We start from the raw sequence: 21,661 nt of genomic DNA, 5'->3' as shown, positions 1-21,661 counted from the left end.
GCTGTGTTCCTTATCAGGCATCGGGAATTTTGGAGAAGGCCATGTTTTCACGGCGACAGTTTCTTGTAGCGGGCGGCGGGCTGGGCGCTGCAGCCTTGGTGATCGGTGTGTTGCCAAAATTTGCCGCCAGCACCGCACTGGTCAGTGATGCCAGTGCCGCGGAGGTATTCGAGGTGACCCACAGCGACAGCGAATGGCACGCCATGCTCAGTGACGAGCAGTACGAAATCCTGCGTAAAGAGGGCACCGAGCGGGCCTACAGCAGCCCGTTGAACAATGAGCATCGCGAGGGCGTTTTCGCCTGCGCCGGGTGTGATCTGCCGCTGTTCTCATCCGATACCAAGTTCGACAGTCGCACCGGCTGGCCGAGTTTCTGGGCCCCCCTGGACAAAGCGGTGGCCACTCGTCAGGACCGGTCTTTCGGCGTGCTGCGTGAAGAAGTCCACTGTCGGCGCTGTGGCGGTCATCTGGGGCATGTCTTCGATGACGGGCCCAAGCCTACCGGCCTGCGTTATTGCATGAACGGTCTGGCGCTGACGTTCGAGCCACAGGCAGCTTGATTCATGGGCATTTCATTTCACTCACTTGATGCAGGTCGACGCTATGTGGCTTTTGGTTCTCGCTTATCTCGGTGGTGTCCTGACGATTGTCAGCTCCTGCATTCTGCCGGTGCTGCCCTTTGTCTTCGCGCGAACCGGGCAGCCGTTTATGAAGAGTGGCTTGCCGCTGTTGGCGGGGATGGCGTTGACCTTCGCCCTGGTCGCGACGTTGGCGGCGGTGGGCGGCGGTTGGGTGGTGCAAGTCAATCAGTACGGTCGCTGGCTCGCGTTGCTGTTCGTTGCACTGTTCGGGCTGACGCTGCTGCTGCCACGACTCGCCGAGCGTCTGACTCGACCACTGGTGGCGGCCGGCAGTCGATTGTCGGAAGCCGCCGGCGCCGATGCCCGGCCGCGTCCCGGCGCTTCGTTCCTGATCGGCGTCGCCACGGGTTTGCTCTGGGCGCCTTGCGCCGGGCCGATCCTGGGTCTGTTGCTGACCGGGGCGGCGCTGCAAGGAGCCAGCATCGAAACCACGCTGTTGCTGCTGGCGTACGCGGCCGGTGCCGCCACGTCGCTCGCCGTGGCACTGCTGCTCGGCGGTAAAGTCTTCGCGGCAATGAAGCGCTCGATTGGCGCCGGGGAATGGGTTCGGCGCGGTCTTGGGGCCGCCATGCTGGCGGGTGTCGCCGCGATTGCCCTGGGGTTGGATACCGGGATTCTGGCACGGGTTTCGACCGCGTCCACCGGCGGGATCGAGCAAGCCCTGGTGGGCCGATTGGCCGGCAAGTCGCCGAACAACAGCGGGGCGATGATGGCCGCGGGTGGCGCGATGAAAGCGAGTGACAAGGCATCGGGCGCGTTGCCGATTGAAGGCAATCTCCCAGCGCTGGATGGCGCGGTGCAATGGCTCAATTCCCCACCTCTGACCGCGCAGGCCTTGAAGGGCAAAGTTGTGTTGGTGGATTTCTGGACTTACTCCTGCATCAACTGCCTGCGCACCTTGCCGTATGTGAAAGCCTGGGCCGAGAAGTATCGCGATCAGGGATTGGTGGTGATCGGCGTCCATGCCCCTGAATTCGCCTTTGAGCGCGACGTCGGTAATGTCACCAAGGCCATGAAGGACCTGGGTATCAACTACCCCGTGGCCATCGATAACGACTACAAGATCTGGCGTGCCTTCAACAACGAATACTGGCCGGCTCACTACTTTGCCGATGCTCAGGGGCGCATTCGTTATCACCACTTTGGTGAAGGCGAATACGCCGAATCGGAAAGGGTCATCCAGCAACTGCTGCGTGAAGCGGGCACAGTGAACGTCGCGGACGGTTTGATCAACGCGGAGGCGACAGGGGTTCAACTCGCGCCGGACATGAGCGAAGTGCAATCACCGGAAACCTATGTCGGTTTCCAGCGGGCGGAGCATTTCGTCCCCGAAACCGGCCTTGTGCCTGACAAAGTGGCCGCGTACAGCCCTCCCGCCGAGCTGGCACTCAACGACTGGAGCCTGGACGGAAAGTGGAATGTCGGTTCAGAGCGTGCGACTTCCAGCGCGCCAGCCAGTCGCATCGTTTATCGCTTCCATGCCCGTGATCTGCACTTGGTACTGGGCCCCGGTGCCGACGGTAAACCGGTGCGATTCAAAGTGCTCATTGACGGCAAAGCCCCAGGCGATGCCCACGGCACCGATGTGGCACCCGATGGCAGCGGCCGTGTGAATTCACAGCGTTTGTATCAATTGGTACGCCAGAGCGGCGGCGTGACCGACCGCACGTTCAGCATCGAGTTTCTCGATCCGGGTGTTTCGGCGTACGCGTTTACGTTCGGTTGAAGTCATTTCATTTGTTGAGGAGTCTGCTCCATGAAAACCCTGTTCACCTGGCGCCGCACCCTGTTGGGGATGGCCGCTGCCGGCATTATCAGTCAGTGCTCGGCGTTCTCGTTCGGAGCCGAAGAAGCCGTCGTCATCCCTCCGCCGGCGCTGGATGAAACGACCCAGGCCCACAGCGAAAAAGTGGTGTTTGCCGGCGGGTGTTTTTGGGGCGTCCAAGGCGTTTTTCAGCACATTAAAGGCGTGAAGAAAGCGGTTTCCGGTTACGCCGGCGGTGCGGCCAACACCGCCCAATATGAACGGGTCAGCGAGGGCGATACCGGCCACGCGGAGTCCGTCGAGGTCACGTTCGACCCGACTCAGGTCAGTTACGGGACGCTGCTGCAGATCTATTTTTCGGTGGCCCACAACCCCACCGAACTGAACCGCCAAGGCCCCGACAGCGGCACTCAATACCGGTCGGCGATTTTCACTGAGAACACCGAACAGCAACGCGTCGCCCAGGCTTACATTGCCCAGCTAGACGCTGCTCATTCGTTCAACAAACCTATAGTGACCAAGCTGGAAACCTACAACGGCTTCTACCCGGCGGAGGAGGAGCACCAGGATTTTCTGACCGAGCACCCGACCTATCCGTACATCGTGATCAACGATCTACCGAAAGTGGCGCAGTTGAAGCAGTTGTATCCCGATCGTTATCAGGAGAAGCCGGTGTTGGTGAAGGCGGGGATGTGAGTGGAAGCGATAACGGGGGGTTACCCCGAAATCATATTCTTGCCCGACACCTTCGACCGATAAAGCGCCTGATCAGCCCGAGCCAGCAACCCGGTCTGTTGTTCTTCCTCAAAACGCTGGACCACGCCAAAACTCATGGTCACGTGAAACGCGCCCACCGGGGGCAGGCTCGACAGGCCATCGCGGATTTTTTCGGCCAGGAGTCTGGCGTCAGCCAACGGGGTATCGGGAAGGATCATGATGAACTCGTCACCGCCCCATCGCGCCAGCAGATCGCCTTCGCGCACGAAGTGCTTCACGCCCTCGACCACCTGCACGATGGCGGCATCACCCAAGGCATGGCCGTAGTGATCGTTAATGATCTTGAAATCGTCGATGTCCATGGCGATCAGGGACAGGGGACGTCGAAAGCGCTGGGCGCGTTCGCATGCCTGAGGCAGGCTTTTTTCCATCAGGTAGCGATTGGCGATGGAGGTAAGCGTGTCGGTTTCCGCGAGTTTGCGGTTCTCTTCGAGTTGAATCTGCAGCTGCTGATTGACCCGGGACAATTCCCGGGTGCGCTCTTCAACGATGGCTTCAAGGGAATGAGCGCGTCGCTCCAGTTCCTCGAGCAGACGTCGCTTGTCGTCGATGCTGCGGTGCGCGCCGACCATCCGCGCTACCGTGCCGTCGGCATTGCGGGACAGCACATAGCCGCGGTCTTCGATCCAGGTGTAGCTGCCGTCCAGCATGCGGCAGCGATATTCGGCTTGATAGGTGGGGGCGCGCTGTTTCAGGTAGTCATCAAACACGGCCATGACGCGGGGGTAATCGTCAGGGTGGATGAGGTTTTCCCAGGTCAACGCGGTGTTGTCCAGGGAATGAGGCTCGTAGCCGAGCATCTTGTACCAACCAGGGTTGCGGTAAACAAAACCGGTGTTGGCGTTCCAGTCCCAAATGCCATCGCTGACCAGCTCCAGAATGGTGTGGAGCAGGTCTTCGCTAAAATCTGACACATTGAATTTCAACGGCGTGATATTTGATGCTTCCCCCATCACCGCTCTCCCTGACGCGCAAATATCAATTGATTCGCCTGGGGGTCGAGATTAGTTCATGGCGCATTGCCACGGCTAGTGTTTGCCCCACAACTGCATGGCAAAGTCGACGAAGTGGCGTAATTTTGGCAGCCGGTAGCGATCCTGGGCGTACACCAGGTGCATGGGCCGGCTCGGCAGTTGATAGTGCTGCATCAATGCCACCAGTTTTCCGTTGAGCAGGTCCTGTTCCACCAGCGCATCGGGCAGCATCACGATGCCCATCCCGGTACGGGCCGCCTGATGCAACCCCGCTGAACTGTTGATCAACATCGGACCACTGACGGCCACCATCACTTCGCCTTCGGGTCCGCTCAGGCGCCATTGTTTTTCGACCGATTGCCAGTCATCCCCGACCGGGTAGGCAAAGGACAAGCAATCGTGATGTTGCAGGTCTTCGGGTTTTTCCGGCGTAGATCGGCGTGCCAGGTACTCCGGTGATGCGCACATGGTCAGGGTGTAGTCGATCAGCGGCCGGGCGATCAGGTTCGATGGCTCAATGGCGCCCAGGCGAAACGCCACATCAAGGCCGTTTTCGAGCAGGTCAGGGCGCCCGTTGGTGAGCACCACGTCCAGTTTGACCTGTGGGCATTGCAGCGAAAATTCGCTGAGCGCAGGCGCGAGTCTTTCCGTGCCGAAGGTCAGTGGTGCCGTGATACGCAAGGTGCCACTGGGCGCGTCCTGACTCTGTTCAGCCAGGCGTTCGGAATCGGCGACCAATCCCAATACTTCAAGGCAACGCTGGTAATAGGCCGAGCCGAACTCCGTCAGGCGCTGGCGCCGTGTCGTGCGGTTGAGCAGGCGTACACCCAGGCGTTGCTCCAGCGCCCGCAGGTGATTGCCGACCATGGTCGTGGACATTTCACACTGCTGCGCGGCGGCCGTCATGCTGCCGGCTTCCACCACGCGTACGTAAACGGTCATTGCCTGGAACAAATCCATTATCAAGCTCGGCTTTAAGATGATTGAAGTATTGCAGCGTTTATCCAGCTCAGGTGGCTAACCATACTGCAAAAACACCGACCATTGATGGAGCTTGATGCCATGACCGCCGCCTGCCTGATGAGCACTTACCAACCGCTGGCCCTGAGTTTCAGCAAAGGGGTGGGCACGCGCCTTTGGGATGAGGCGGGTCGTGAATACCTGGACGCCGTGGCGGGCGTGGCGGTGACCAACGTTGGCCACTCCCATCCTCGAATCGTCTCGGCGATCACTGAGCAAGCCGGTTTGCTGTTGCACACGTCCAACCTCTACAGCATCAATTGGCAACAACGGTTGGCGCAGCGGCTGACAGCGTTGTCCGGCATGGAGCGGGCGTTCTTCAACAACTCCGGTGCCGAAGCCAACGAAACCGCGCTGAAACTCGCACGGCTTTATGGCTGGCACAAAGGCGTCGAGCAGCCGCTGGTGGTGGTCATGGAAAATGCTTTTCATGGCCGGACGCTGGGCACGTTATCCGCCAGCGATGGCCCGGCCGTGCGCTTGGGGTTCAATGAATTGCCGGGGGATTTCGTCAAGGTCCCGTTCGGTGACCTCAGTGCACTGGATGCCGTGCAGCAAGCCCACGGTCAACGAATCGTGGCAGTCCTGATGGAGCCGATCCAGGGCGAAAGCGGTGTGCAGCTGGCGCCGCCGGGCTATCTCAAAGCGGTGCGCGAACTCTGCAACAAACGCTCGTGGCTAATGATGCTCGACGAAATCCAGACCGGCATCGGCCGCACCGGCCAATGGTTCGCGTTCCAGCACGAGGGTATTGTTCCGGACGTCATGACCCTGGCCAAAGGGCTGGGCAACGGCATCCCCATCGGTGCCTGCCTGGCCCGGGGCAAAGCCGCCGATTTGTTCACTCCGGGCAGTCATGGCAGCACGTTCGGTGGCAATCCACTGGCCTGCCGTGTGGGTTGCACCGTGCTGGACATCATCGAAGAACAAGGTCTGCTGGACAACGCCAGGCTTCAGGGCGAACGTCTGCTCGCCAGATTACGCAGCGAATTGGCGGACAATCCGAACGTTCTGGCAATCCGTGGTCAAGGCTTGATGGTCGGCATCGAACTCAAGCAACCGATCCGCGACCTGACCCTGATCGCCGCGCGCGATCACGGTTTGCTGATCAATGTGACACGCGGGAAAACCATTCGCTTGCTGCCGCCGTTGACGATTGATGAGCGGGAAGTGGAGATGGTTGTCAGAGGCGTTTGTCGGGCCGTGACCATTGCCTGACACACGTTCCCGATCGTTCCCGCGCTCTGCGTGGGAACGATCAAATGTTCACTCTTCTATAAGTTTTCCGGCGTTAGTCTTCCCCGCGCGCAGGCTACCAATCGATTTGATCAGGCGTTCTGCGTTAGCAGGAGAGCGTAGTAGTTAGGCCGTCTCCTCGGCAGCAGACAGATCTGAATACGGCCGCTCCCCCAAGCTTTCCACCAACCGAACCAGATACCCATCCGGATCCTGCACCAGAAATTCGCGTTGCCCGACCTCCACCGCATCGGCGCGATACCAGACATCGGCGCACGGGCGAAACAGTGGCCATTCGACTTCCGACAATCGCTCAAGTATCGGTTCGACGAGATCGACGGTGATCTGAAAGTTGATACCTCGACCAAACGGTGCTTCCAATGCGCCCGTCACCCACTGGCCGTCATCCGGAGCATATTGCTCCAGCATGATCTGTGCGCCGTTGTTATCGAGGTAGGCGAAACCCGCTTCCGGGCGTTCGTAAGCAATCTTGAAACCGATCAATGAGGTCCAGAAATGAAGGCTGTTCTTGAGGTCGATGACCATCAGTTCGGGGACCAACTTGCTCCGTGCAAACATACCTATCCTTGTTAAACCGTGTGGGAGGACTTGGCGAAAGCGCTGATTTCACCTCGATCCATGAGTTTGATTTTTGAGCCCGTGAACGTTGCGAACAATTGCCGGTGTACGGTAAACCCACTGGCGTCTTCGCGCATCCGATAACTGGCGGCCCATTCCACCAACGCTATCAGCAACTCGTCATTGTCCGGTCTATGTTCTCGTTGACGAATATTGGCCACACAGCTGTCGTCATCCACACACAACCAGATCAGCGCCGTTGCCCTGTGGATAAGTTCTCTGACAATCCAGCCATAAACACCTTCGATCACCCACTGATCTTCAGCGGCCGCCACCCGCGCTATGTCCAGTGCCGCGGCATATGGGCGGGCGATGCTGTGTTCGTCCGACACCCAGTAAATCAGGTCGAGATCGATCCATGGCACCTTGAGTTGTGCGGCCAATCGTTCCGCCAGCCAGCTTTTGCCGGCGCCGGAGTTGCCGATGATCAGCGTGCGGGTGAGGTTCATGGTGACTCGCCGTTTCAGTCGTCATGTTCAGGCGCAACCATCCGGGTCTTGGGCGAGCCGTTTGAGTTGTGCTGATAGATATCCTGGGGTTGCCCTTTCTCATTGAAGTACACCTGGCCGATGCCTGCCGAGTTCCATAGCCGTTCGCCGGCCTCGGCGTGTTCGGGGATGTGCGGGACGATGCGCATGCGTCGGCGTTTGGTCAGCCAGTTGAGGGGCGAGCGCGGCGAGTAGAGCCAGCGGTTGAGGCGGTCGAACCATTCGAGCAGCCTCGGCGGGAATTCATTCTTGATGCCGCTGCTGGTGATCTGCCAGATTTTCGGGCCGGCCTTACGGTGCCGGATCAGTACTTCGTAGACGAAGGAATAATGCACATCACCGGACAGCACCACGTAGTTACCCGGTGTGCGCGAGTGTCGGAAGATGTTCAGGATCACTTGCGCCGCGCCGCGATGGGCCATCCAGTTTTCGGCGTCCACCAGCAGGGGATAACCGAACCAGCTGAAGACTTTCTGTACGGTTTCGATCAGTTTGACGCCGAAGATCGGCGCGGGTGACACGATGATCGCCGACGGATGATCGAGCAGTTCCTGTTGCAGCTCGCTGAGGGCTTCCCAGTCCAGCAGGCCCGACGGTTGCTTGAGGTTCATCTCGCTGCGCCAGCGCCGGGTGCGGGTGTCGATCACCACCAGGGCGGGGGTGGTGGGCAGCACGTAATGCCACTGCTGAAAGCTCAACAGCGCATCGATCAAGTCATCCTGCACCGGACTGTCGAGGTAACGGTCGGCCCCGGTGACGCTGAGCAAACGGGTTTTTTCCAGCACATCGCTGAACGCGTCGGGGTTGTTGCCCCAGCCCTGGCACAGCATGTAGGCGATCAAGGCGTTGCCGATGATGCGCTTGGAGAACGGATGGCCGTAGGCCGTTTCCTCCCATTGCGCGGAAAGGTTCCAGTCGTCGGTGATGTCGTGGTCATCGAAGATCATCAGGCACGGCAGATGCGCCATGGCCCGGGCGACACCGCCCAGGCCGGACTTGAAGCCATCGATATGGGTCTGTTCAGCGGCATAACGCTTGCGTCTCTCAGGCGTCAGCGCAGGCGGTTGCGGGGCGATCAATCTCCAGGGCGTCGGCGACCAGACCAGCAAATACATGGCCATCACTTCAGCGAACGTCATCAAGTGATTGTCGGCACTGCTGCTGGTGAAGATCGGCTTGCGCGCGCCGCCGAAAAATCGATCACGCAGGGTTTCATTGCTCTTGAGCGCCGGTAACAAATCCGCACGGTGGTAGTAGCTGGCCGGGTGCTCATAAAGCTTGGCGCTGTCGCTGACCACGGCGCCTTCGAGGTGTTCTTCGAACAGTCCTAACCGCTCGATCAAGGCATGAATTGCTCGCAACATCGGTCCCGCGACATCGTCGGCGTAAATCTGATCGCCGCTCATCATCAACAGCGCCGGGCGTTGCGATGCGTCATGTTCCGTTGCCAATAGACCGTCGACACAGAGCAAGCCATCGGTGGCCGGGTGATGGGGTTTACGGCAGGAGCCATGCAGCAATTGATCAATGCGCGAGCGCAGGACGAAGTTCGGGCAGCGTGCTTCGCCGTAGAGCAAATGCGGGGCCCACTCGGCGATGCCCGTCCCGTCGATCAACAGGTCGTATTCGATCACGGTGTCGCAGGGCAGGGCGGTCGCCAGCGGCACATCGATCAAGTGGATAAACGCGTGAGTGCCGATCGGGATGACGGTGCACTGTCCGGCATCCAGTCGGATGTCGGCGCAGTCTTGCAGGCGCAACGTCAGCGACAGCGCCCGGGAACCCACGAGCCACATGACCAGCCGCGCAGGTTCCAGCCGCCGCAACAGCGGGCCGACCAGCACCGGTGGCAGTGAGTGGCAGTCATCAGACAAAGGCAGAGATACGGACATCCGGGTTCAAGGCTCTTGGCGCACAGGCCGGCGATGATAGCGCAGAGCTCTGGCTGAACTTCATCAATTGCCCGATGGGGTCACTTGAGGGGAAAGATCGTGACCGACACCACCAGCGCAACCAATGCGGCCACCAGGCTGCACGCTGCCGCAGCAAAATGTCGATAAGCGGGGGATTGTTCCTGGTTGCACTTGGTGAATACCAAGAGCCAGGTCCCGATCAGAGTGCCCATAAATGCCATCAGCGTATAAAGCGCAAAGGCCGGGGCTCGCGAGACGGGGGCGTCCGGGGTTAACCAGCTCGAGCAAAGAATCAGCACCGCAGTCCCGACGATGAAACTGGCCACGGCACCCGAGAGGTTCGCCAGCCAGATATTCAACGGGCCACGGCTCTTCACAACCCAAATCCACATCCCTGCTGATGCAGCGAAGAACATCAACATACTGATTAACTGCATTCCATCTTCCCTGTTAACAACGTCGTGGGTCTTTGTTGAGGTGAGGCGATGGCAGGCACGATATCAAATCAGTGGCTCTGAGCTGAAGGGCGTTGTGGGTTTATATCGATTTGATTGAGTCGCAGCGCGAATCCAATGTAATGAGGGAGCAAGCTCCCTCATTACAAGTTGGGTGATCTTCAAGGTCAATCCAGACCTATGCCGCCCAGCCCGCCCCACTGACCGCCGCCTGCGCCAATGGATGCATGTCCGCCCCCTGATGCTCCGTCTGCCAGGCCAGCAATTCCTTGCGCATGCCCGGCGTCCAGTACATCTGCAGGTGATTACGCACACCGAGCACGGCCGCTTGCTGGTCCGGTTCGGTGGCGAAGTACTGGGCGATCTGGTTGGCCATCTTGATCAGGTTTTCAGTGCTCATCGGCGCACCTCCGCTTTAGCGCCACGGGCATGCCGGCGTTCCTTGAGCAAACGATCCTGTTCGTCACTGAAGGCCTGATAGCGTTTTTGCCATTCGGAAGGGTGGTAGACGCGGCTGACCTCCACGGCAGTGACCTTGTACTCCGGACAGTTGGTGGCCCAGTCGGAGTTGTCGGTAGTGATCACGTTGGCCCCCGATTCCGGGAAGTGGAACGTGGTGTACACCACGCCCGGCGCGACCCGCTCGGTGACCCGCGCACGCAGTACGGTCTGCCCGGCGCGGCTGCCGATGCCGACCCAGTCACCCTCATTGATGCCACGGCTCTCGGCGTCGGTCGGGTGAATTTCCAGACGGTCCTCGTCGTGCCAGGCGACGTTTTCGGTACGCCGGGTCTGGGCGCCGACGTTGTACTGGCTGAGGATGCGCCCGGTGGTCAGCAGCAGCGGATAGCGGTTGTTGACCTTTTCCTCGGTAGGCACGTAACCGGTGAGCATGAAACGCCCCTTGCCGCGCACGAATTCCTCGATGTGCATGGTTGGCGTGCCGTCCGGTGCTGCGGCGTTGCACGGCCATTGCAGGCTGCCGTGGCGATCCAGTTCGGCGTAGCTGACGTTGGTGAACGTCGGCGTCAGGCTGGCGATTTCGTCCATGATGTCTGACGGATGTTTGTAGTTCATCGGGTAGCCCAACGCATTGGCCAGGGCCACCGTGCCTTCCCAGTCGGCCTTGCCGCCCAGCGGTTCCATGACCTTGCGCACCCGGGAAATGCGTCGCTCGGCGTTGGTGAACGTGCCGTCTTTTTCCAGGAACGAGCTGCCCGGCAGAAATACATGGGCGAACCTGGCGGTTTCGTTGAGGAAAATGTCCTGCACCACGATGCATTCCATGGCCGACAGGGCAGCGGTGACGTGTTGGGTATTCGGGTCGCTCTGGGCAATGTCCTCGCCCTGGCAATACAGGCCCTTGAAACTGCCGCTGAGGGCGGCCTCGAACATGTTCGGAATGCGCAGGCCCGGGTCGGGTTGCAGGGTGACGTTCCACGCCTGCTCGAACTGCGTCCGTACCACTTCGTTGGAGATGTGCCGGTAGCCGGGCAACTCGTGGGGGAAGGAGCCCATGTCGCACGAGCCCTGAACGTTGTTCTGTCCCCGCAGCGGGTTCACGCCGACGCCTTCGCGACCGATGTTGCCGGTGGCCATGGCCAGGTTGGCGATGCCCATGACCGCGGTGCTGCCTTGACTGTGTTCGGTGACGCCGAGGCCGTAGTAGATCGCCGCATTACCACCGGTGGCGTACAGGCGAGCGGCGGCACGGATGTCGGCAGCGTCTACGCCGCAGACGGCGGCCAGCACTTCCGGTGAGTTCTCCGCACGGCTGACGAACTCGCTCCAGCGGGCAAAATCGCTACCCTCGCAACGGGCGTCGATAAAGGCTTGATCGAGCAGGCCTTCGGTGACGATGACGTGGGCCAAGGCGTTGAGCATCGCGACGTTGGTGCCCGGACGCAGGGCCAGGTGCAGTTCGGCGCGGGCATGCACCGAGTCCACCAGATCAATGCGGCGTGGGTCGATCACGATCAATCGCGCGCCTTCACGCAGGCGACGTTTGAGCTGGGAAGCGAACACCGGGTGGGCGTCGCTGGGGTTGGCGCCCATTACCAGAATCACGTCGGCCTGCATCACCGAGTCGAAACTCTGGGTGCCGGCGGACTCACCCAAGGTTTGTTTCAGGCCATAACCGGTCGGCGAGTGGCAGACCCGCGCACAGGTGTCGACGTTGTTGTTGCCGAAGGCGGCGCGCACCAGTTTTTGCACCAGGTAGGTTTCTTCGTTGGTGCAGCGGCTGGAGGTGATGCCACCAATGGAGTCGCGGCCGTATTTTTGCTGCAACCGGCGGAATTCGCTGGCGGCGTAGGTCACCGCTTCATCCCAGCTGACTTCCTGCCACGGGTCGTTGATGTGTTTGCGGATCATCGGTGTGGTGATGCGATCCGGGTGGGTGGCATAGCCCCAGGCAAAGCGCCCTTTGACGCACGAGTGGCCGTGGTTGGCCTGGCCGTTCTTGTCGGGAACCATGCGCACCAGTTGGTCGCCTTTCATCTCGGCGCGGAACGAGCAGCCCACGCCGCAATAGGCGCAGGTGGTGATCACGCTGTGCTCGGGCTGACCCAGTTCGACCACGCTTTTTTCCATCAGCGTCGCGGTAGGGCAGGCTTGCACACAGGCGCCGCAAGACACGCATTCCGACTCAAGGAAATTCTCGCCACCAGCGGCTGCCACCCGGGATTCGAAACCGCGTCCGGTAATCGTCAACGCAAACGTGCCTTGGGTTTCTTCGCAGGCGCGCACGCAGCGGTTGCAGACGATGCACTTGCTCGGGTCGTAGTCGAAGTAGGGGTTGGAGGTGTCCTTCACGTCGGCCAGATGGTTGTCACCTTCATAGCCGTAACGCACTTCCCGCAGGCCGACCTGGCCGGCGACGGTTTGCAGCTCGCAGTTGCCGTTGGCCGAGCAGGTCAGGCAGTCCAGCGGGTGATCGGAGATGTACAGCTCCATGACATTGCGGCGCAGCGTCGCGAGTTTCGGCGTCTGGGTGTGCACGCTCATGCCTTCGCTGACCGGCGTGGTGCAGGACGCGGGATAACCGCGCATGCCGTCGATTTCTACCAGGCACATGCGGCAAGAGCCGAAGGCTTCGAGGCTGTCGGTGGCGCACAGTTTCGGAATCGTGGTGCCCATCAGCGCAGCGGCGCGCATCACCGAAGTGCCTTCGGGCACGCTGATGCTGCGGCCGTCGATGTTCAGGGTGACTTGCACCTGACTTTCACGGGCCGGCGTGCCCAGATCGATGTCGGTGTTCGGGTCGAAGAGAGTGATCATTGGTCGGCCTCCGAAGATTGCAGACCGAAGTCGGCGGGGAAGTACTTGAGGGCGCTGGCCACCGGAAAGGAAACCATGCCGCCCAAGGCGCACAGCGAACCGTATTGCAGGGTGTCGCACAGGTCCTTGAGGATGATCACCTGCTCATCGCGACCGTTCTGGTCCGGTGCGGCCAGCAAGCGGTCGATCACCTCGACGCCCCGGGTCGAACCGATGCGGCAGGGCGTGCACTTGCCACAGGATTCCTCGGCACAGAACTGCATGGCGAAGCGCGCCATGTGAGCCATGTCCAGGCTGTCGTCAGCTACCACCACGCCACCGTGACCGAGCATCGCGCCGATGCCGGCGAAGGCTTCGTAATCCAGCGGCGTGTCGAATTGCGAAGGTGGCACCCAGGCGCCGAGCGGGCCGCCAACCTGTGCGGCTTTCAACGGCCGGCCACTGGCGGTGCCTCCGCCGTAGTCTTCCACCAATTCACGCAGGGTCAGGCCAAAGGCCCGTTCCACCAGACCGCCACGACGAATATTGCCCGCCAATTGGAATGGCATTGTGCCGAGGGAGCGGCCCATGCCGTAATCGCGATAGAACTGCGCGCCCTTGGCCAGAATCAGCGGCACCGAGGCCAGGGTCAGCACGTTGTGCACCAGCGTCGGCAGGCCGAAAAGCCCCTTCAACGCAGGAATCGGTGGCTTGGCGCGGACGATCCCGCGCTTGCCTTCGAGCGAGTCCAGCAGCGCGGTTTCTTCACCGCAAATGTAAGCACCGGCCCCGACACGCACTTCCATATCGAAGGCCAAACCACTGCCGCCGACATTGGCGCCGAGGTAACCGTTGGTCCGGGCAATCTCCAGCGCTTCATTCAGCGTGGCGACGGCCTGTGGGTATTCCGAGCGCACATAGATGTAGCCGTAACTGGCGCCGACGGTGATGCCGGCAATGGCCATGCCTTCGATCAGCAGGAAGGGGTCGCCTTCCATCAACATGCGGTCGGCGAACGTGCCGGAGTCGCCTTCGTCGGCGTTACACACAATGTATTTTTGCGCCGCCTCGGTAGCGCGCACCGTGCGCCATTTGATCCCGGCGGGGAAGGCTGCGCCGCCACGCCCACGCAAGCCCGAATCGAACACCGCGGTCGCGGTCTCATCGCCGCCAATAGTGACAGCTCTGGTTAAACCCTCGAAACCGCCGTGGGCCCGATAATCGTCCAGCGACAGCGGACGAGTGATGCCGGCGCGGGCGAACAGCAGGCGTTGTTGAGACTTGAGATACGGCATTTCTTCCACCAGGCCCAAGGCCAGGGGGTGCGAAGACGGGTCGCCTTGCAGCGCATCGAGCACGGACGGCACATCGCTAGCGGTCAGCGGGCCGAAGCCGATACGGCCTTGCGGGGTGTCCACTTCGAGCAATGGTTCCAGCCAGTACAGGCCGCGAGAGCTGGTGCGTTGCAGGTCCGGGCTGGCAAGGGCTGACGCCACCGCATCGGCACCCACGGCACGGGCAAGAGAATCACAGGGGAGATAGAGGCTCATACGTCCTCCCGGCAAGCGTCGAGCAACGCATCGAGACGCTCGGCACTGAGCCGCGCATGCACCTGACCATCCAGCTCCAGCGCCGGCGAACAGGCGCAGGCACCGAGGCAATACACCGGACGCAAACTGATGCTGCCATCGGCGCTGCTGCCGTGATCATCCAGTTGCAGACGATCACGCAACTGCGCGGCCAACTGCTCGGCGCCGCGACTCTTACACGACTCCGCCCGGCACAGCCGCAGGATATGCCGGGCCGGCGGCGCGGTGCGGAAGTCATGGTAAAAGCTGATCACGCCGCGAATCTCGGCCTGACTCTGATTGAGGGCGTGGGCTATCTCGGGGATGGCGGCATCGGGGATGTAACCGATACCGGCCTGAATCTCATGGAGGATGGGCAACAGTGCACCCGCAGAGCCCTTGTGGCGCTCCAGCACGCTGTTGACCATAGGCAATTGCAACATCTCATCAGGCATACAGCATTCCTCACGGTCACGGACAAACCAGGCGGTTGTCGGTCGTCCGAAAGTGTCGGCTGCGGCATTCACACCACGTCACGGTATCGTGGCATTGTCAGGCCGTTGGCCAGGGCACCCTGAGCGGGCATCTTGTTGTGCCCGGCGCGGTCTTTGCCGCACCGTTTATAGGGCATTGAGGGAGCTTGCCACGCTGGTATTGATTCGACTGCACCAAAGCGACGTGTTTGGTTCTTTCCACGACCACCCGTTAAGTCTAGAAGAGCACTGACCACGGCGCGCATTGTCTGAAATGTTTTGTGGTACAAGCGCGGCACACTCGCCCGCTACCGTAAACGTACGATGCCGTCCGACGAGATCGCAAAGGAGCACATATGAACCGACTCATCCTGCCTGCGCTGGTCATCCTGATCGCGGCGCAATCCCCGGCCTACGCCATCAACGACACCTATCGCAAACAACTGGAGCAATCCGGCTGCACTCAGGTCAGCGAAACCCAAGGCTGCGATATCCACAAGAGCAAGGCAGAAAACGCCAAGGCAGGCTTCACCAACCCCGCCGCGGACAGCTCAAGCGCCCAAACCCCCTACGTCGGGCAATGGGTGGCCAAGAGCGATGCCGGCGCCACTGTCGCCACCATCCGCATCGATGCCAAGGAACAAGTGTGGGTCAACGGCAAACCGGTCAAAGCCAAGCGTACCGACGGCACGCTGCAGTTTCGCCAGGGCAACATCCTCTTCACCCTCCAGGGCGATCGAAGCCTGCAGAATCAGGACTACTGGATGGACAGCGATGCCGGGACCAAAGGACCGATACAGATTGAATAACAGGAGCGACACATGATTGATTTCAACAACAAGGGCTTCTTCAAACTCAAGCAAAACGAAGAATACGCCCAACGCGTTACCGACCTTTTGCTCGACGGCGAACACGTCATCGACGCCTACAAATCCATGCGTGACGGCGTGGTGTTCACCAACAAACGCATCATCGCCGTCAACGTGCAGGGCCTCACCGGCAGCAAAAAAGACTTCACCTCACTGCCCTACAAAAACATCGTGGCGTACTCGGTGGAAACGTCCGGCACCTTCGACCTGGATTCAGAGCTGGAGATCTACTTTTCGTCGTTGGGAAAAGTGAAGTTCGAATTCACCGGCAGGACATCCATGGTAGAAATCTCAAAACTGATCTCCCAACACGTCCTCTGACCCCAACACGAAAAAGCCCCGAAAACTCGGGGCTAACAACGGCCTCCAGCTAACCGCAATCCCTGTGGGAGCGGGCTTGCCCGCGAAAGCGCCAGACCAGCCAACATTCATGCTGAATCTACCGCCATCATCACAAGCAGCCCACTCACCTCATTTTTGAACCACTACCCTTCAGACGTAGCCGCCGCCCGCTCAGCCGCCGCCGCAGAACCCCGCCCCCGCCCAAGCACCTTCACCGCATCATCAACCACCGCCTTACTCATCGCCGTCAAATAATGCGCAGCCCAGGCGTGGCGGTCTGTGTCTGTTGCGTACGCGGCATCTTCATTCAGCTTCTTGGCGAGAAACAGAAAGTCAGAAGCCATGGCCAATGCATCGCCGAGGGGAACGCCGCGAGTGACGTGGAAGAGTGGTTGATCGGCGCAGTAAATGGCAGGGGTTAGGCCGATGGTTTGGAGTTCTGGTTGATCGGTCATTGGCCACCTCCGATGATGGAGAGGCGGTGGGAGAGGGTGGATGGTGGAGCGTTACGGAACTGGGAGTCGCGTTGAGGGAAAAGCCAAATTTTGTACGGATTGATGCTGCGCATTATCAGACTCCTTGATAGATGGAGCTGCCAGATTCGTTACCACACGAATGGGTGACAGCTGTGCGCAGGGTGGTAAACCGGGTATCAAGGAAACCGGCACGCCCAAAGGCGTCCCACGCACAGCCGCCATGACTCACGTCGCAGGCATAAAAAAAGCGCCTGATGACGTGTCTGGGGCGCTGTTGCGCCTTGAATAACTCGGGTTACCACACCCGGTCGCTGAATTGGCAGCGACGGTGGGAGGTTATCGTGCGGATCTCGTTCCTGCAACCTACGAAGGTTTCGATCCCAAACCTCCAATGACGAAGAAGTCTGGCCTTTCCCTTTTTTTTGGAGTTTTGTCGCGGATTGGGTGAGTCTAACCTTGCAGATGCGCTCGCTGACGGATCCGCCGTTGTTAAGCGGGTCACGGGATGGCTGGGTGGGAGGTATCTAATTGTTTTGCCGAGAAAATTTTCCACAGATCATGTGTCTCCCCTCAGATGGATGATGGTCAGGGAGGAGTTCCCATCTAATACTTTAGATGTATCTTTGCCAGGCCGCGAAAAGATGGGGTGGCATTTGGCTATTTCGCCGCGTAGGATGAGATTTCTGTCACTTGGGGTTTAAAAATGGAATTTGATTTCTCTGTTGTATACGATACGGATGAAAAACAATTTGATGGTCTTGATCTTTATTACGGATCTAAGTCGCTCCAAGGCATCAGTGAGGCAATATCTATTGCGACTCACGGTATCGTTAACAAATCTTATATCAGCAGGTCAACCGCTCGAAAGGGCATAAAAATAGATTTTAAAACAAGTTTCGAAGGGTCGTTTAAACAGCGATTCAAAGTGGCGTTCACAAGTGAAAAAACAGTTGCAAGTTTGCACGCGCTGACTAATAAAAGCTATATAGAGCTTTTGCAGTACACACTTGGTCAAGTGATTGGTGATAACCGAGAAATAAACCGAAGGACAGCTATAAAAAGTTTCGAGAAAATGTATTTTAGCGAAGATATTACGCATCGTTTAACAACATCTATTTTTGACGCGCATTTGCCAGTGAAATATCAGGGCTACAAGGCAACTCTTTATGCCGCGCAGACTCCGATAGCAACGCTCAATCAGAATACGTTGAGTTATCTAGAAGAAGAAATAACCAATCCCGAAACTGAAGAGCTGATCGTTGGTATCAGCCGATTCAACGCGCGAACTGGTACCGGAAGGCTGGTTCAGGACATCGATGGTGATTCTTACAGCTTTGTGCCTAATGGCGCGTTTAGCAAGAGACAAAAAAGCATACTTGTGAGAAGTCTTCATGGGATTACGCAAGGTAATTTTGTGGCTTTACGCGCAGAGGTGAATCGCGTAACTCTTAATAATGGTGCAACTAAATTTTTCAGGCTGCATAAAGCTGAGCTCATTCAGTGAAGCGTTGGTTGTTTGTAGGCGCTGCAATCCTGATTGTTGGAATGTATTCTGTTTATTTTTATGTAGTTGGCAAAGACTTTGCGAAGGGAGATCTTGGTCCTCTAGGAGACTTCATTGGGGGGAATATAAACCCCCTGTTGACGTTTATCTCGGTCGTTCTTCTAATTGACACTGTGGTTATTCAGCGCATAACAGCAGAGGGCGCGAAAGTATCCGAAATAGAGGCGCGAAAAACTATAAAGCAGCAATCAGATCTAGCTGCTAAGCAAAGTTTTGAGTCCTCGCTATTCAATTTAGTATCTCTTTGTCTCAATGAGGCGAAGAATGCAAATATAATTTTAAAAAGCGGTAGTTATGCTGGGAGTCAGGCGTTCGGAAAGTATATAGAGGTGTTTGAGACACTCATGGCATCGCAGAACAAAACCGATCTCTTGGCGACTTTAGAAGAACTTTCATCAGATGCGCTTTTTGATAATCTGAAAAACTTCTCTACTGCTTTCAAGTTTGTCAATGATTATGCTGTCCCGGCTGAAAAAGAAAATTATATCTCTCTCGTGCTCACTGTTATGCCTACATCTTTGATGCAGTTGTTGTGTGTGGCGCATAATCATAGTAAGTGGCCAATACTGTTGCCTTTCGAGAAGGCAGGGATATTTGATCGTGAAAGTTTAAAGATTTATCTCAAACACTTCGCTTGATGCTAGGGTGGGACTGGCTTGGTAATGGAAGTTAGCTGTCGTATTAAATTCTCTTTGTAAACTTAAAACTACGGTGAAAAGGTGGCCGGAGATAAGGGTGCGGATTTATTATTGGAAAAGGGGGCAAATTTATTAGTGGATTAAACTCGAAAATAAATCTGTCCTAATTTTTTCGTCCCCGTTTTTTCCATTTTCCATTTTTCCCTTGAGCCAGGGTCACTATTGAATCTCGCTTACTCCAGCCTGCTGTCAGAGGATACTCATTGCATTTTTTGGACATTCGAAGATTCTAGACTAGTGTCATCAGTGCAATGCGTTGCTTTACTCATAAAATCAATTGCTCAAAAGGAGCGACGATGGAACGTTATGGGAACCTGGGTAGAGATTCAAATGTGGCTGCATTTGAGATAGGGAATGGGTCTATCACTGTCGAATTTATGGACCGGGCGCAGTACCTGTATACAGATCAGAGCGCGGGTCCTGGATCTATTGCAGAAATGCATCGATTGGCTAGAGCCGGTAGAGGGCTGAATAGCTACATTTCACGCGTAGTTAAGAAAGGCTACGCAAGGAAAATTCGCTAAGAGCTAGAGCGCGCGATGCGTTTTTCGGATCATGAAAACGCGTCCCGGAGTCGATAGCTAGGCAAAGCCGGATTGCTGATTTAGTTCGGACGCTCAAATGTGAGCGAGGATCGCAATTGAATCGTGCCTGCTCGAGGCTGCTGTCAGGCTACCTGCTGACGCAATTGAAAGGTGGGCAGATAGATTTCCATATCAGACAAGACCCTTGCCAGCACTGGTCGGTATAATGGGTTACTAAACTTTGCCTCACTCGATCATTCACTGAATGTCGTTCAAGTAATCCTTGAGCGCGATGATCGGCGCATTAAGCTGCTCCATTGTCCGCGCACTGCTGAAATCAGCTGACAGCCGTCGCAGCTCCCGTCCCAGTGGCGTTTCAGCCCCGCCTATAGCGTCCAGCGCCAAACTTACACAATGCGCCACTCTAAGCTGAATACCTTCAAGATCCCCCCGGCGCACCAGCAACCCAAACACCTCCCGCTCATAATCACTCATCAGCAAATCATCCCGCAGAATCGGACTTGAATCTTCCGTCTCATACGCAAGCTTGAGGCAGAACAGGGCGACGGTTTCCAGCAGCAGTTCCATGGGAGTGAATCCTTGAGAATTGTCGTACCAACCGAGAACGAGAAGATCAAAAGCATCGCCAGCAAGCCGGCCCCTATAGGTCGGTGGGGCGTCAGCCACTTTATCGCAGGCGAAAAAAAAGGCCTTGCTAAGCAAGACCTTTCTTAATTTTGGTGCCCCGAGGGAGACTCGAACTCCCACTCCTTTCGAAAACGGATTTTGAATCCGCCGCGTCTACCAATTCCGCCATCAGGGCTCAATGGCGGCGAAGTATAGAGATGAGATTACCGTCGGTCAATCAGGTACATAGAGAATTTTCACTATTTCGGCTAGACTTCCGGCCCCTGCTAGACGAACCCCATCATGCGCGTTGCTGACTTTACTTTCGAACTCCCAGATTCGCTGATCGCCCGCCACCCTTTGGCCGAGCGTCGCAACAGTCGCCTGTTGACCCTTGATGGGGTCAGCGGCGCCCTGGCACACCGTCAATTCACCGATTTGCTCGAGCATTTGCGCCCGGGCGATTTGATGGTGTTCAACAATACCCGGGTGATTCCGGCGCGGCTGTTTGGCCAGAAGGCTTCCGGCGGCAAGCTGGAAATCCTGGTCGAGCGCGTGCTCGACAGTCATCGCGTGCTGGCCCATGTGCGTTCCAGCAAGTCGCCGAAGCCGGGGTCGAAGATCCTGATCGATGGCGGTGGCGAGGCTGAAATGCTGGCGCGTCACGATGCGTTGTTCGAACTGGGGTTCGCCGAAGAGGTGTTGCCGCTGCTGGACCGCGTCGGGCACATGCCGTTGCCGCCTTATATAGACCGCCCGGATGAAGGTTCGGACCGCGAGCGTTATCAGACGGTCTATGCCGAGCGCCTGGGCGCGGTGGCGGCGCCGACGGCGGGGCTGCATTTCGATCAGCCGCTGATGGAGGCGATTGCCGCCAAGGGCGTCGAGACCGCGTTCGTGACCTTGCACGTCGGCGCCGGTACGTTCCAGCCGGTGCGCGTCGAGAAGATCGAAGATCACCACATGCACAGCGAATGGCTGGAAGTCGGCCAGGACGTGGTCGATGCCGTCGCTGCATGCCGCGCTCGCGGTGGTCGCGTGGTGGCGGTGGGGACCACCAGCGTGCGTTCGCTGGAAAGTGCTGCGCGCGATGGCGTGCTCAAGCCGTTCAGTGGCGACACCGATATCTTTATCTACCCGGGCCGCCCGTTTCATGTGGTCGATGCCCTGGTCACCAACTTCCATTTGCCTGAATCCACGCTGTTGATGCTGGTTTCGGCATTCGCCGGTTATCCCGAAGCCATGGCTGCTTATAAAGCGGCCGTCGAGCATGGATACCGCTTTTTCAGCTACGGTGATGCGATGTTTATCACCCGTAACCCCGCACCACGTGGCCCAGAGGAAACAGAATGAG

21 protein-coding genes and 1 tRNA gene are annotated in these 21,661 nt (G+C 58.1%); 9 read left to right on the top strand and 13 right to left on the bottom strand.

Annotated features, from left to right (window positions below; translation table 11 throughout):
* Positions 1 to 41 precede the first annotated feature (41 nt).
* The 3 genes from msrB to msrA are packed head-to-tail and all read left to right on the top strand — an operon-like array spanning position 42 to position 3,102.
* Positions 42 to 560, top strand: coding sequence for a peptide-methionine (R)-S-oxide reductase MsrB (msrB, locus tag H8F22_RS20270; protein WP_059182190.1), 519 nt, complete (start codon positions 42 to 44; stop codon positions 558 to 560).
* 43 nt (positions 561 to 603) lie between these two features.
* Positions 604 to 2,367 carry a cytochrome c biogenesis protein DipZ gene (locus tag H8F22_RS20265; RefSeq protein WP_194940605.1) on the top strand — a complete coding sequence of 588 codons (1,764 nt, stop codon included), beginning with the start codon at positions 604 to 606 and terminating at the stop codon, positions 2,365 to 2,367.
* Positions 2,368 to 2,397: 30 nt separating this feature from the next.
* Complete coding sequence (gene msrA, locus H8F22_RS20260) at positions 2,398 to 3,102, top strand: peptide-methionine (S)-S-oxide reductase MsrA (protein ID WP_027922722.1); 705 nt, start codon at positions 2,398 to 2,400, stop codon at positions 3,100 to 3,102.
* 20 nt (positions 3,103 to 3,122) lie between these two features.
* Here msrA and H8F22_RS20255 read toward each other — a convergent pair whose 3' ends face one another.
* Both H8F22_RS20255 and H8F22_RS20250 read right to left on the bottom strand, forming a co-directional pair.
* The gene (locus tag H8F22_RS20255; protein WP_059182192.1) at positions 3,123 to 4,136 is read right to left on the bottom strand and encodes a sensor domain-containing diguanylate cyclase; all 1,014 of its coding nucleotides are present in this window, start codon (positions 4,134 to 4,136) and stop codon (positions 3,123 to 3,125) included.
* Positions 4,137 to 4,211: 75 nt separating this feature from the next.
* Positions 4,212 to 5,117: a LysR family transcriptional regulator gene (locus H8F22_RS20250; protein WP_027922724.1), complete on the bottom strand. Its 906-nt coding sequence runs from the start codon at positions 5,115 to 5,117 to the stop codon at positions 4,212 to 4,214.
* Positions 5,118 to 5,219: 102 nt separating this feature from the next.
* Here H8F22_RS20250 and H8F22_RS20245 point away from each other — a divergent pair, with 102 nt between their 5' ends.
* Complete coding sequence (locus H8F22_RS20245; protein WP_059182193.1) at positions 5,220 to 6,395, top strand: aspartate aminotransferase family protein; 1,176 nt, start codon at positions 5,220 to 5,222, stop codon at positions 6,393 to 6,395.
* A 144-nt stretch (positions 6,396 to 6,539) separates the two neighbouring features.
* On the opposite strand, the gene H8F22_RS20240 is transcribed toward H8F22_RS20245, so the two are convergent.
* The 8 genes from H8F22_RS20240 to H8F22_RS20205 form a co-directional block, all read right to left on the bottom strand.
* On the bottom strand, positions 6,540 to 6,992 hold the full coding sequence (locus H8F22_RS20240; RefSeq protein ID WP_027922726.1) for a bleomycin resistance protein: 453 nt from the start codon (positions 6,990 to 6,992) through the stop codon (positions 6,540 to 6,542).
* A gap of 11 nt (positions 6,993 to 7,003) precedes the next feature.
* On the bottom strand, positions 7,004 to 7,501 hold the full coding sequence (locus H8F22_RS20235; protein WP_027922727.1) for a P-loop NTPase family protein: 498 nt from the start codon (positions 7,499 to 7,501) through the stop codon (positions 7,004 to 7,006).
* Positions 7,502 to 7,515: 14 nt separating this feature from the next.
* Entirely contained in the window at positions 7,516 to 9,432 is a 1,917-nt protein-coding gene (locus H8F22_RS20230; RefSeq protein WP_027922728.1) for an alkaline phosphatase D family protein, read from the bottom strand.
* 80 nt (positions 9,433 to 9,512) lie between these two features.
* Positions 9,513 to 9,890 (bottom strand): hypothetical protein, encoded by a 378-nt coding sequence (locus H8F22_RS20225; protein WP_027922729.1) that lies wholly within the window; start codon positions 9,888 to 9,890, stop codon positions 9,513 to 9,515.
* A 196-nt stretch (positions 9,891 to 10,086) separates the two neighbouring features.
* Positions 10,087 to 10,308 carry a formate dehydrogenase subunit delta gene (locus H8F22_RS20220; RefSeq protein WP_027922730.1) on the bottom strand — a complete coding sequence of 74 codons (222 nt, stop codon included), beginning with the start codon at positions 10,306 to 10,308 and terminating at the stop codon, positions 10,087 to 10,089.
* Entirely contained in the window at positions 10,305 to 13,187 is a 2,883-nt protein-coding gene (gene fdhF / locus H8F22_RS20215; RefSeq protein WP_194940604.1) for a formate dehydrogenase subunit alpha, read from the bottom strand. The genes H8F22_RS20220 and fdhF overlap by 4 nt, the downstream gene beginning before the upstream one ends.
* The gene (locus H8F22_RS20210) at positions 13,184 to 14,716 is read right to left on the bottom strand and encodes a formate dehydrogenase beta subunit (protein WP_194940603.1); all 1,533 of its coding nucleotides are present in this window, start codon (positions 14,714 to 14,716) and stop codon (positions 13,184 to 13,186) included. Before H8F22_RS20210 ends, fdhF begins: the two co-directional genes overlap by 4 nt.
* Positions 14,713 to 15,189, bottom strand: coding sequence for a formate dehydrogenase subunit gamma (locus tag H8F22_RS20205; RefSeq protein ID WP_027922733.1), 477 nt, complete (start codon positions 15,187 to 15,189; stop codon positions 14,713 to 14,715). Before H8F22_RS20205 ends, H8F22_RS20210 begins: the two co-directional genes overlap by 4 nt.
* A gap of 374 nt (positions 15,190 to 15,563) precedes the next feature.
* Between H8F22_RS20205 and H8F22_RS20200 the strand changes: the two genes are divergently transcribed.
* Positions 15,564 to 16,016 (top strand): hypothetical protein, encoded by a 453-nt coding sequence (locus H8F22_RS20200; RefSeq protein WP_194940602.1) that lies wholly within the window; start codon positions 15,564 to 15,566, stop codon positions 16,014 to 16,016.
* Positions 16,017 to 16,028: 12 nt separating this feature from the next.
* Positions 16,029 to 16,397 (top strand): PH domain-containing protein, encoded by a 369-nt coding sequence (locus tag H8F22_RS20195; RefSeq protein WP_027922735.1) that lies wholly within the window; start codon positions 16,029 to 16,031, stop codon positions 16,395 to 16,397.
* A 164-nt stretch (positions 16,398 to 16,561) separates the two neighbouring features.
* Here the strand turns inward: H8F22_RS20195 and H8F22_RS20190 are convergent, their stop codons facing one another.
* Positions 16,562 to 16,873, bottom strand: coding sequence for a DUF3077 domain-containing protein (locus tag H8F22_RS20190; protein ID WP_194940601.1), 312 nt, complete (start codon positions 16,871 to 16,873; stop codon positions 16,562 to 16,564).
* A 724-nt stretch (positions 16,874 to 17,597) separates the two neighbouring features.
* Here H8F22_RS20190 and H8F22_RS20185 point away from each other — a divergent pair.
* The gene (locus H8F22_RS20185) at positions 17,598 to 18,398 is read left to right on the top strand and encodes a DUF7946 domain-containing protein (protein ID WP_194940600.1); all 801 of its coding nucleotides are present in this window, start codon (positions 17,598 to 17,600) and stop codon (positions 18,396 to 18,398) included.
* A complete protein-coding gene (locus tag H8F22_RS20180; RefSeq protein WP_194940599.1) occupies positions 18,395 to 19,096 on the top strand; it encodes a hypothetical protein in 702 nt (233 codons plus the stop codon). The genes H8F22_RS20185 and H8F22_RS20180 overlap by 4 nt, the downstream gene beginning before the upstream one ends.
* A gap of 842 nt (positions 19,097 to 19,938) precedes the next feature.
* On the opposite strand, the gene H8F22_RS20175 is transcribed toward H8F22_RS20180, so the two are convergent.
* Both H8F22_RS20175 and H8F22_RS20170 read right to left on the bottom strand, forming a co-directional pair.
* Positions 19,939 to 20,268 carry a hypothetical protein gene (locus H8F22_RS20175; protein ID WP_194940598.1) on the bottom strand — a complete coding sequence of 110 codons (330 nt, stop codon included), beginning with the start codon at positions 20,266 to 20,268 and terminating at the stop codon, positions 19,939 to 19,941.
* 150 nt (positions 20,269 to 20,418) lie between these two features.
* Positions 20,419 to 20,503: transfer RNA gene (locus H8F22_RS20170), tRNA-Leu, on the bottom strand.
* Positions 20,504 to 20,610: 107 nt separating this feature from the next.
* Between H8F22_RS20170 and queA the strand changes: the two genes are divergently transcribed.
* Positions 20,611 to 21,660, top strand: coding sequence for a tRNA preQ1(34) S-adenosylmethionine ribosyltransferase-isomerase QueA (queA, locus tag H8F22_RS20165; RefSeq protein WP_027922739.1), 1,050 nt, complete (start codon positions 20,611 to 20,613; stop codon positions 21,658 to 21,660).
* Position 21,661 lies beyond the last annotated feature (1 nt).

It is taken from the genome of Pseudomonas mucoides (assembly GCF_015461845.1).
Taxonomy (GTDB): Bacteria; Pseudomonadota; Gammaproteobacteria; order Pseudomonadales; family Pseudomonadaceae; genus Aquipseudomonas; species Aquipseudomonas mucoides.
The sequence above is the reverse complement of the archived record's forward strand: the minus strand, read 5'-3'. Positions and strand labels throughout refer to the sequence as shown.

What these genes read in the sequence shown, in the direction of transcription:
- H8F22_RS20255 (WP_059182192.1), bottom strand. Translation starts at nt 4,136, where the DNA reads ATGGGGGAAGCATCAAATATCACGCCGTTGAAATTCAATGTGTCAGAT.
- msrA (WP_027922722.1), top strand. Translation starts at nt 2,398, where the DNA reads ATGAAAACCCTGTTCACCTGGCGCCGCACCCTGTTGGGGATGGCCGCT.
- H8F22_RS20195 (WP_027922735.1), top strand. Translation starts at nt 16,029, where the DNA reads ATGATTGATTTCAACAACAAGGGCTTCTTCAAACTCAAGCAAAACGAA.
- H8F22_RS20220 (WP_027922730.1), bottom strand. Translation starts at nt 10,308, where the DNA reads ATGAGCACTGAAAACCTGATCAAGATGGCCAACCAGATCGCCCAGTAC.
- H8F22_RS20245 (WP_059182193.1), top strand. Translation starts at nt 5,220, where the DNA reads ATGACCGCCGCCTGCCTGATGAGCACTTACCAACCGCTGGCCCTGAGT.
- H8F22_RS20230 (WP_027922728.1), bottom strand. Translation starts at nt 9,432, where the DNA reads ATGTCCGTATCTCTGCCTTTGTCTGATGACTGCCACTCACTGCCACCG.
- H8F22_RS20265 (WP_194940605.1), top strand. Translation starts at nt 604, where the DNA reads ATGTGGCTTTTGGTTCTCGCTTATCTCGGTGGTGTCCTGACGATTGTC.
- H8F22_RS20225 (WP_027922729.1), bottom strand. Translation starts at nt 9,890, where the DNA reads ATGCAGTTAATCAGTATGTTGATGTTCTTCGCTGCATCAGCAGGGATG.
- fdhF (WP_194940604.1), bottom strand. Translation starts at nt 13,187, where the DNA reads ATGATCACTCTCTTCGACCCGAACACCGACATCGATCTGGGCACGCCG.
- H8F22_RS20175 (WP_194940598.1), bottom strand. Translation starts at nt 20,268, where the DNA reads ATGGAACTGCTGCTGGAAACCGTCGCCCTGTTCTGCCTCAAGCTTGCG.
- msrB (WP_059182190.1), top strand. Translation starts at nt 42, where the DNA reads ATGTTTTCACGGCGACAGTTTCTTGTAGCGGGCGGCGGGCTGGGCGCT.
- H8F22_RS20190 (WP_194940601.1), bottom strand. Translation starts at nt 16,873, where the DNA reads ATGACCGATCAACCAGAACTCCAAACCATCGGCCTAACCCCTGCCATT.
- H8F22_RS20250 (WP_027922724.1), bottom strand. Translation starts at nt 5,117, where the DNA reads ATGGATTTGTTCCAGGCAATGACCGTTTACGTACGCGTGGTGGAAGCC.
- H8F22_RS20200 (WP_194940602.1), top strand. Translation starts at nt 15,564, where the DNA reads ATGAACCGACTCATCCTGCCTGCGCTGGTCATCCTGATCGCGGCGCAA.
- H8F22_RS20210 (WP_194940603.1), bottom strand. Translation starts at nt 14,716, where the DNA reads ATGAGCCTCTATCTCCCCTGTGATTCTCTTGCCCGTGCCGTGGGTGCC.
- queA (WP_027922739.1), top strand. Translation starts at nt 20,611, where the DNA reads ATGCGCGTTGCTGACTTTACTTTCGAACTCCCAGATTCGCTGATCGCC.
- H8F22_RS20240 (WP_027922726.1), bottom strand. Translation starts at nt 6,992, where the DNA reads ATGTTTGCACGGAGCAAGTTGGTCCCCGAACTGATGGTCATCGACCTC.
- H8F22_RS20205 (WP_027922733.1), bottom strand. Translation starts at nt 15,189, where the DNA reads ATGCCTGATGAGATGTTGCAATTGCCTATGGTCAACAGCGTGCTGGAG.
- H8F22_RS20235 (WP_027922727.1), bottom strand. Translation starts at nt 7,501, where the DNA reads ATGAACCTCACCCGCACGCTGATCATCGGCAACTCCGGCGCCGGCAAA.
- H8F22_RS20185 (WP_194940600.1), top strand. Translation starts at nt 17,598, where the DNA reads ATGGAATTTGATTTCTCTGTTGTATACGATACGGATGAAAAACAATTT.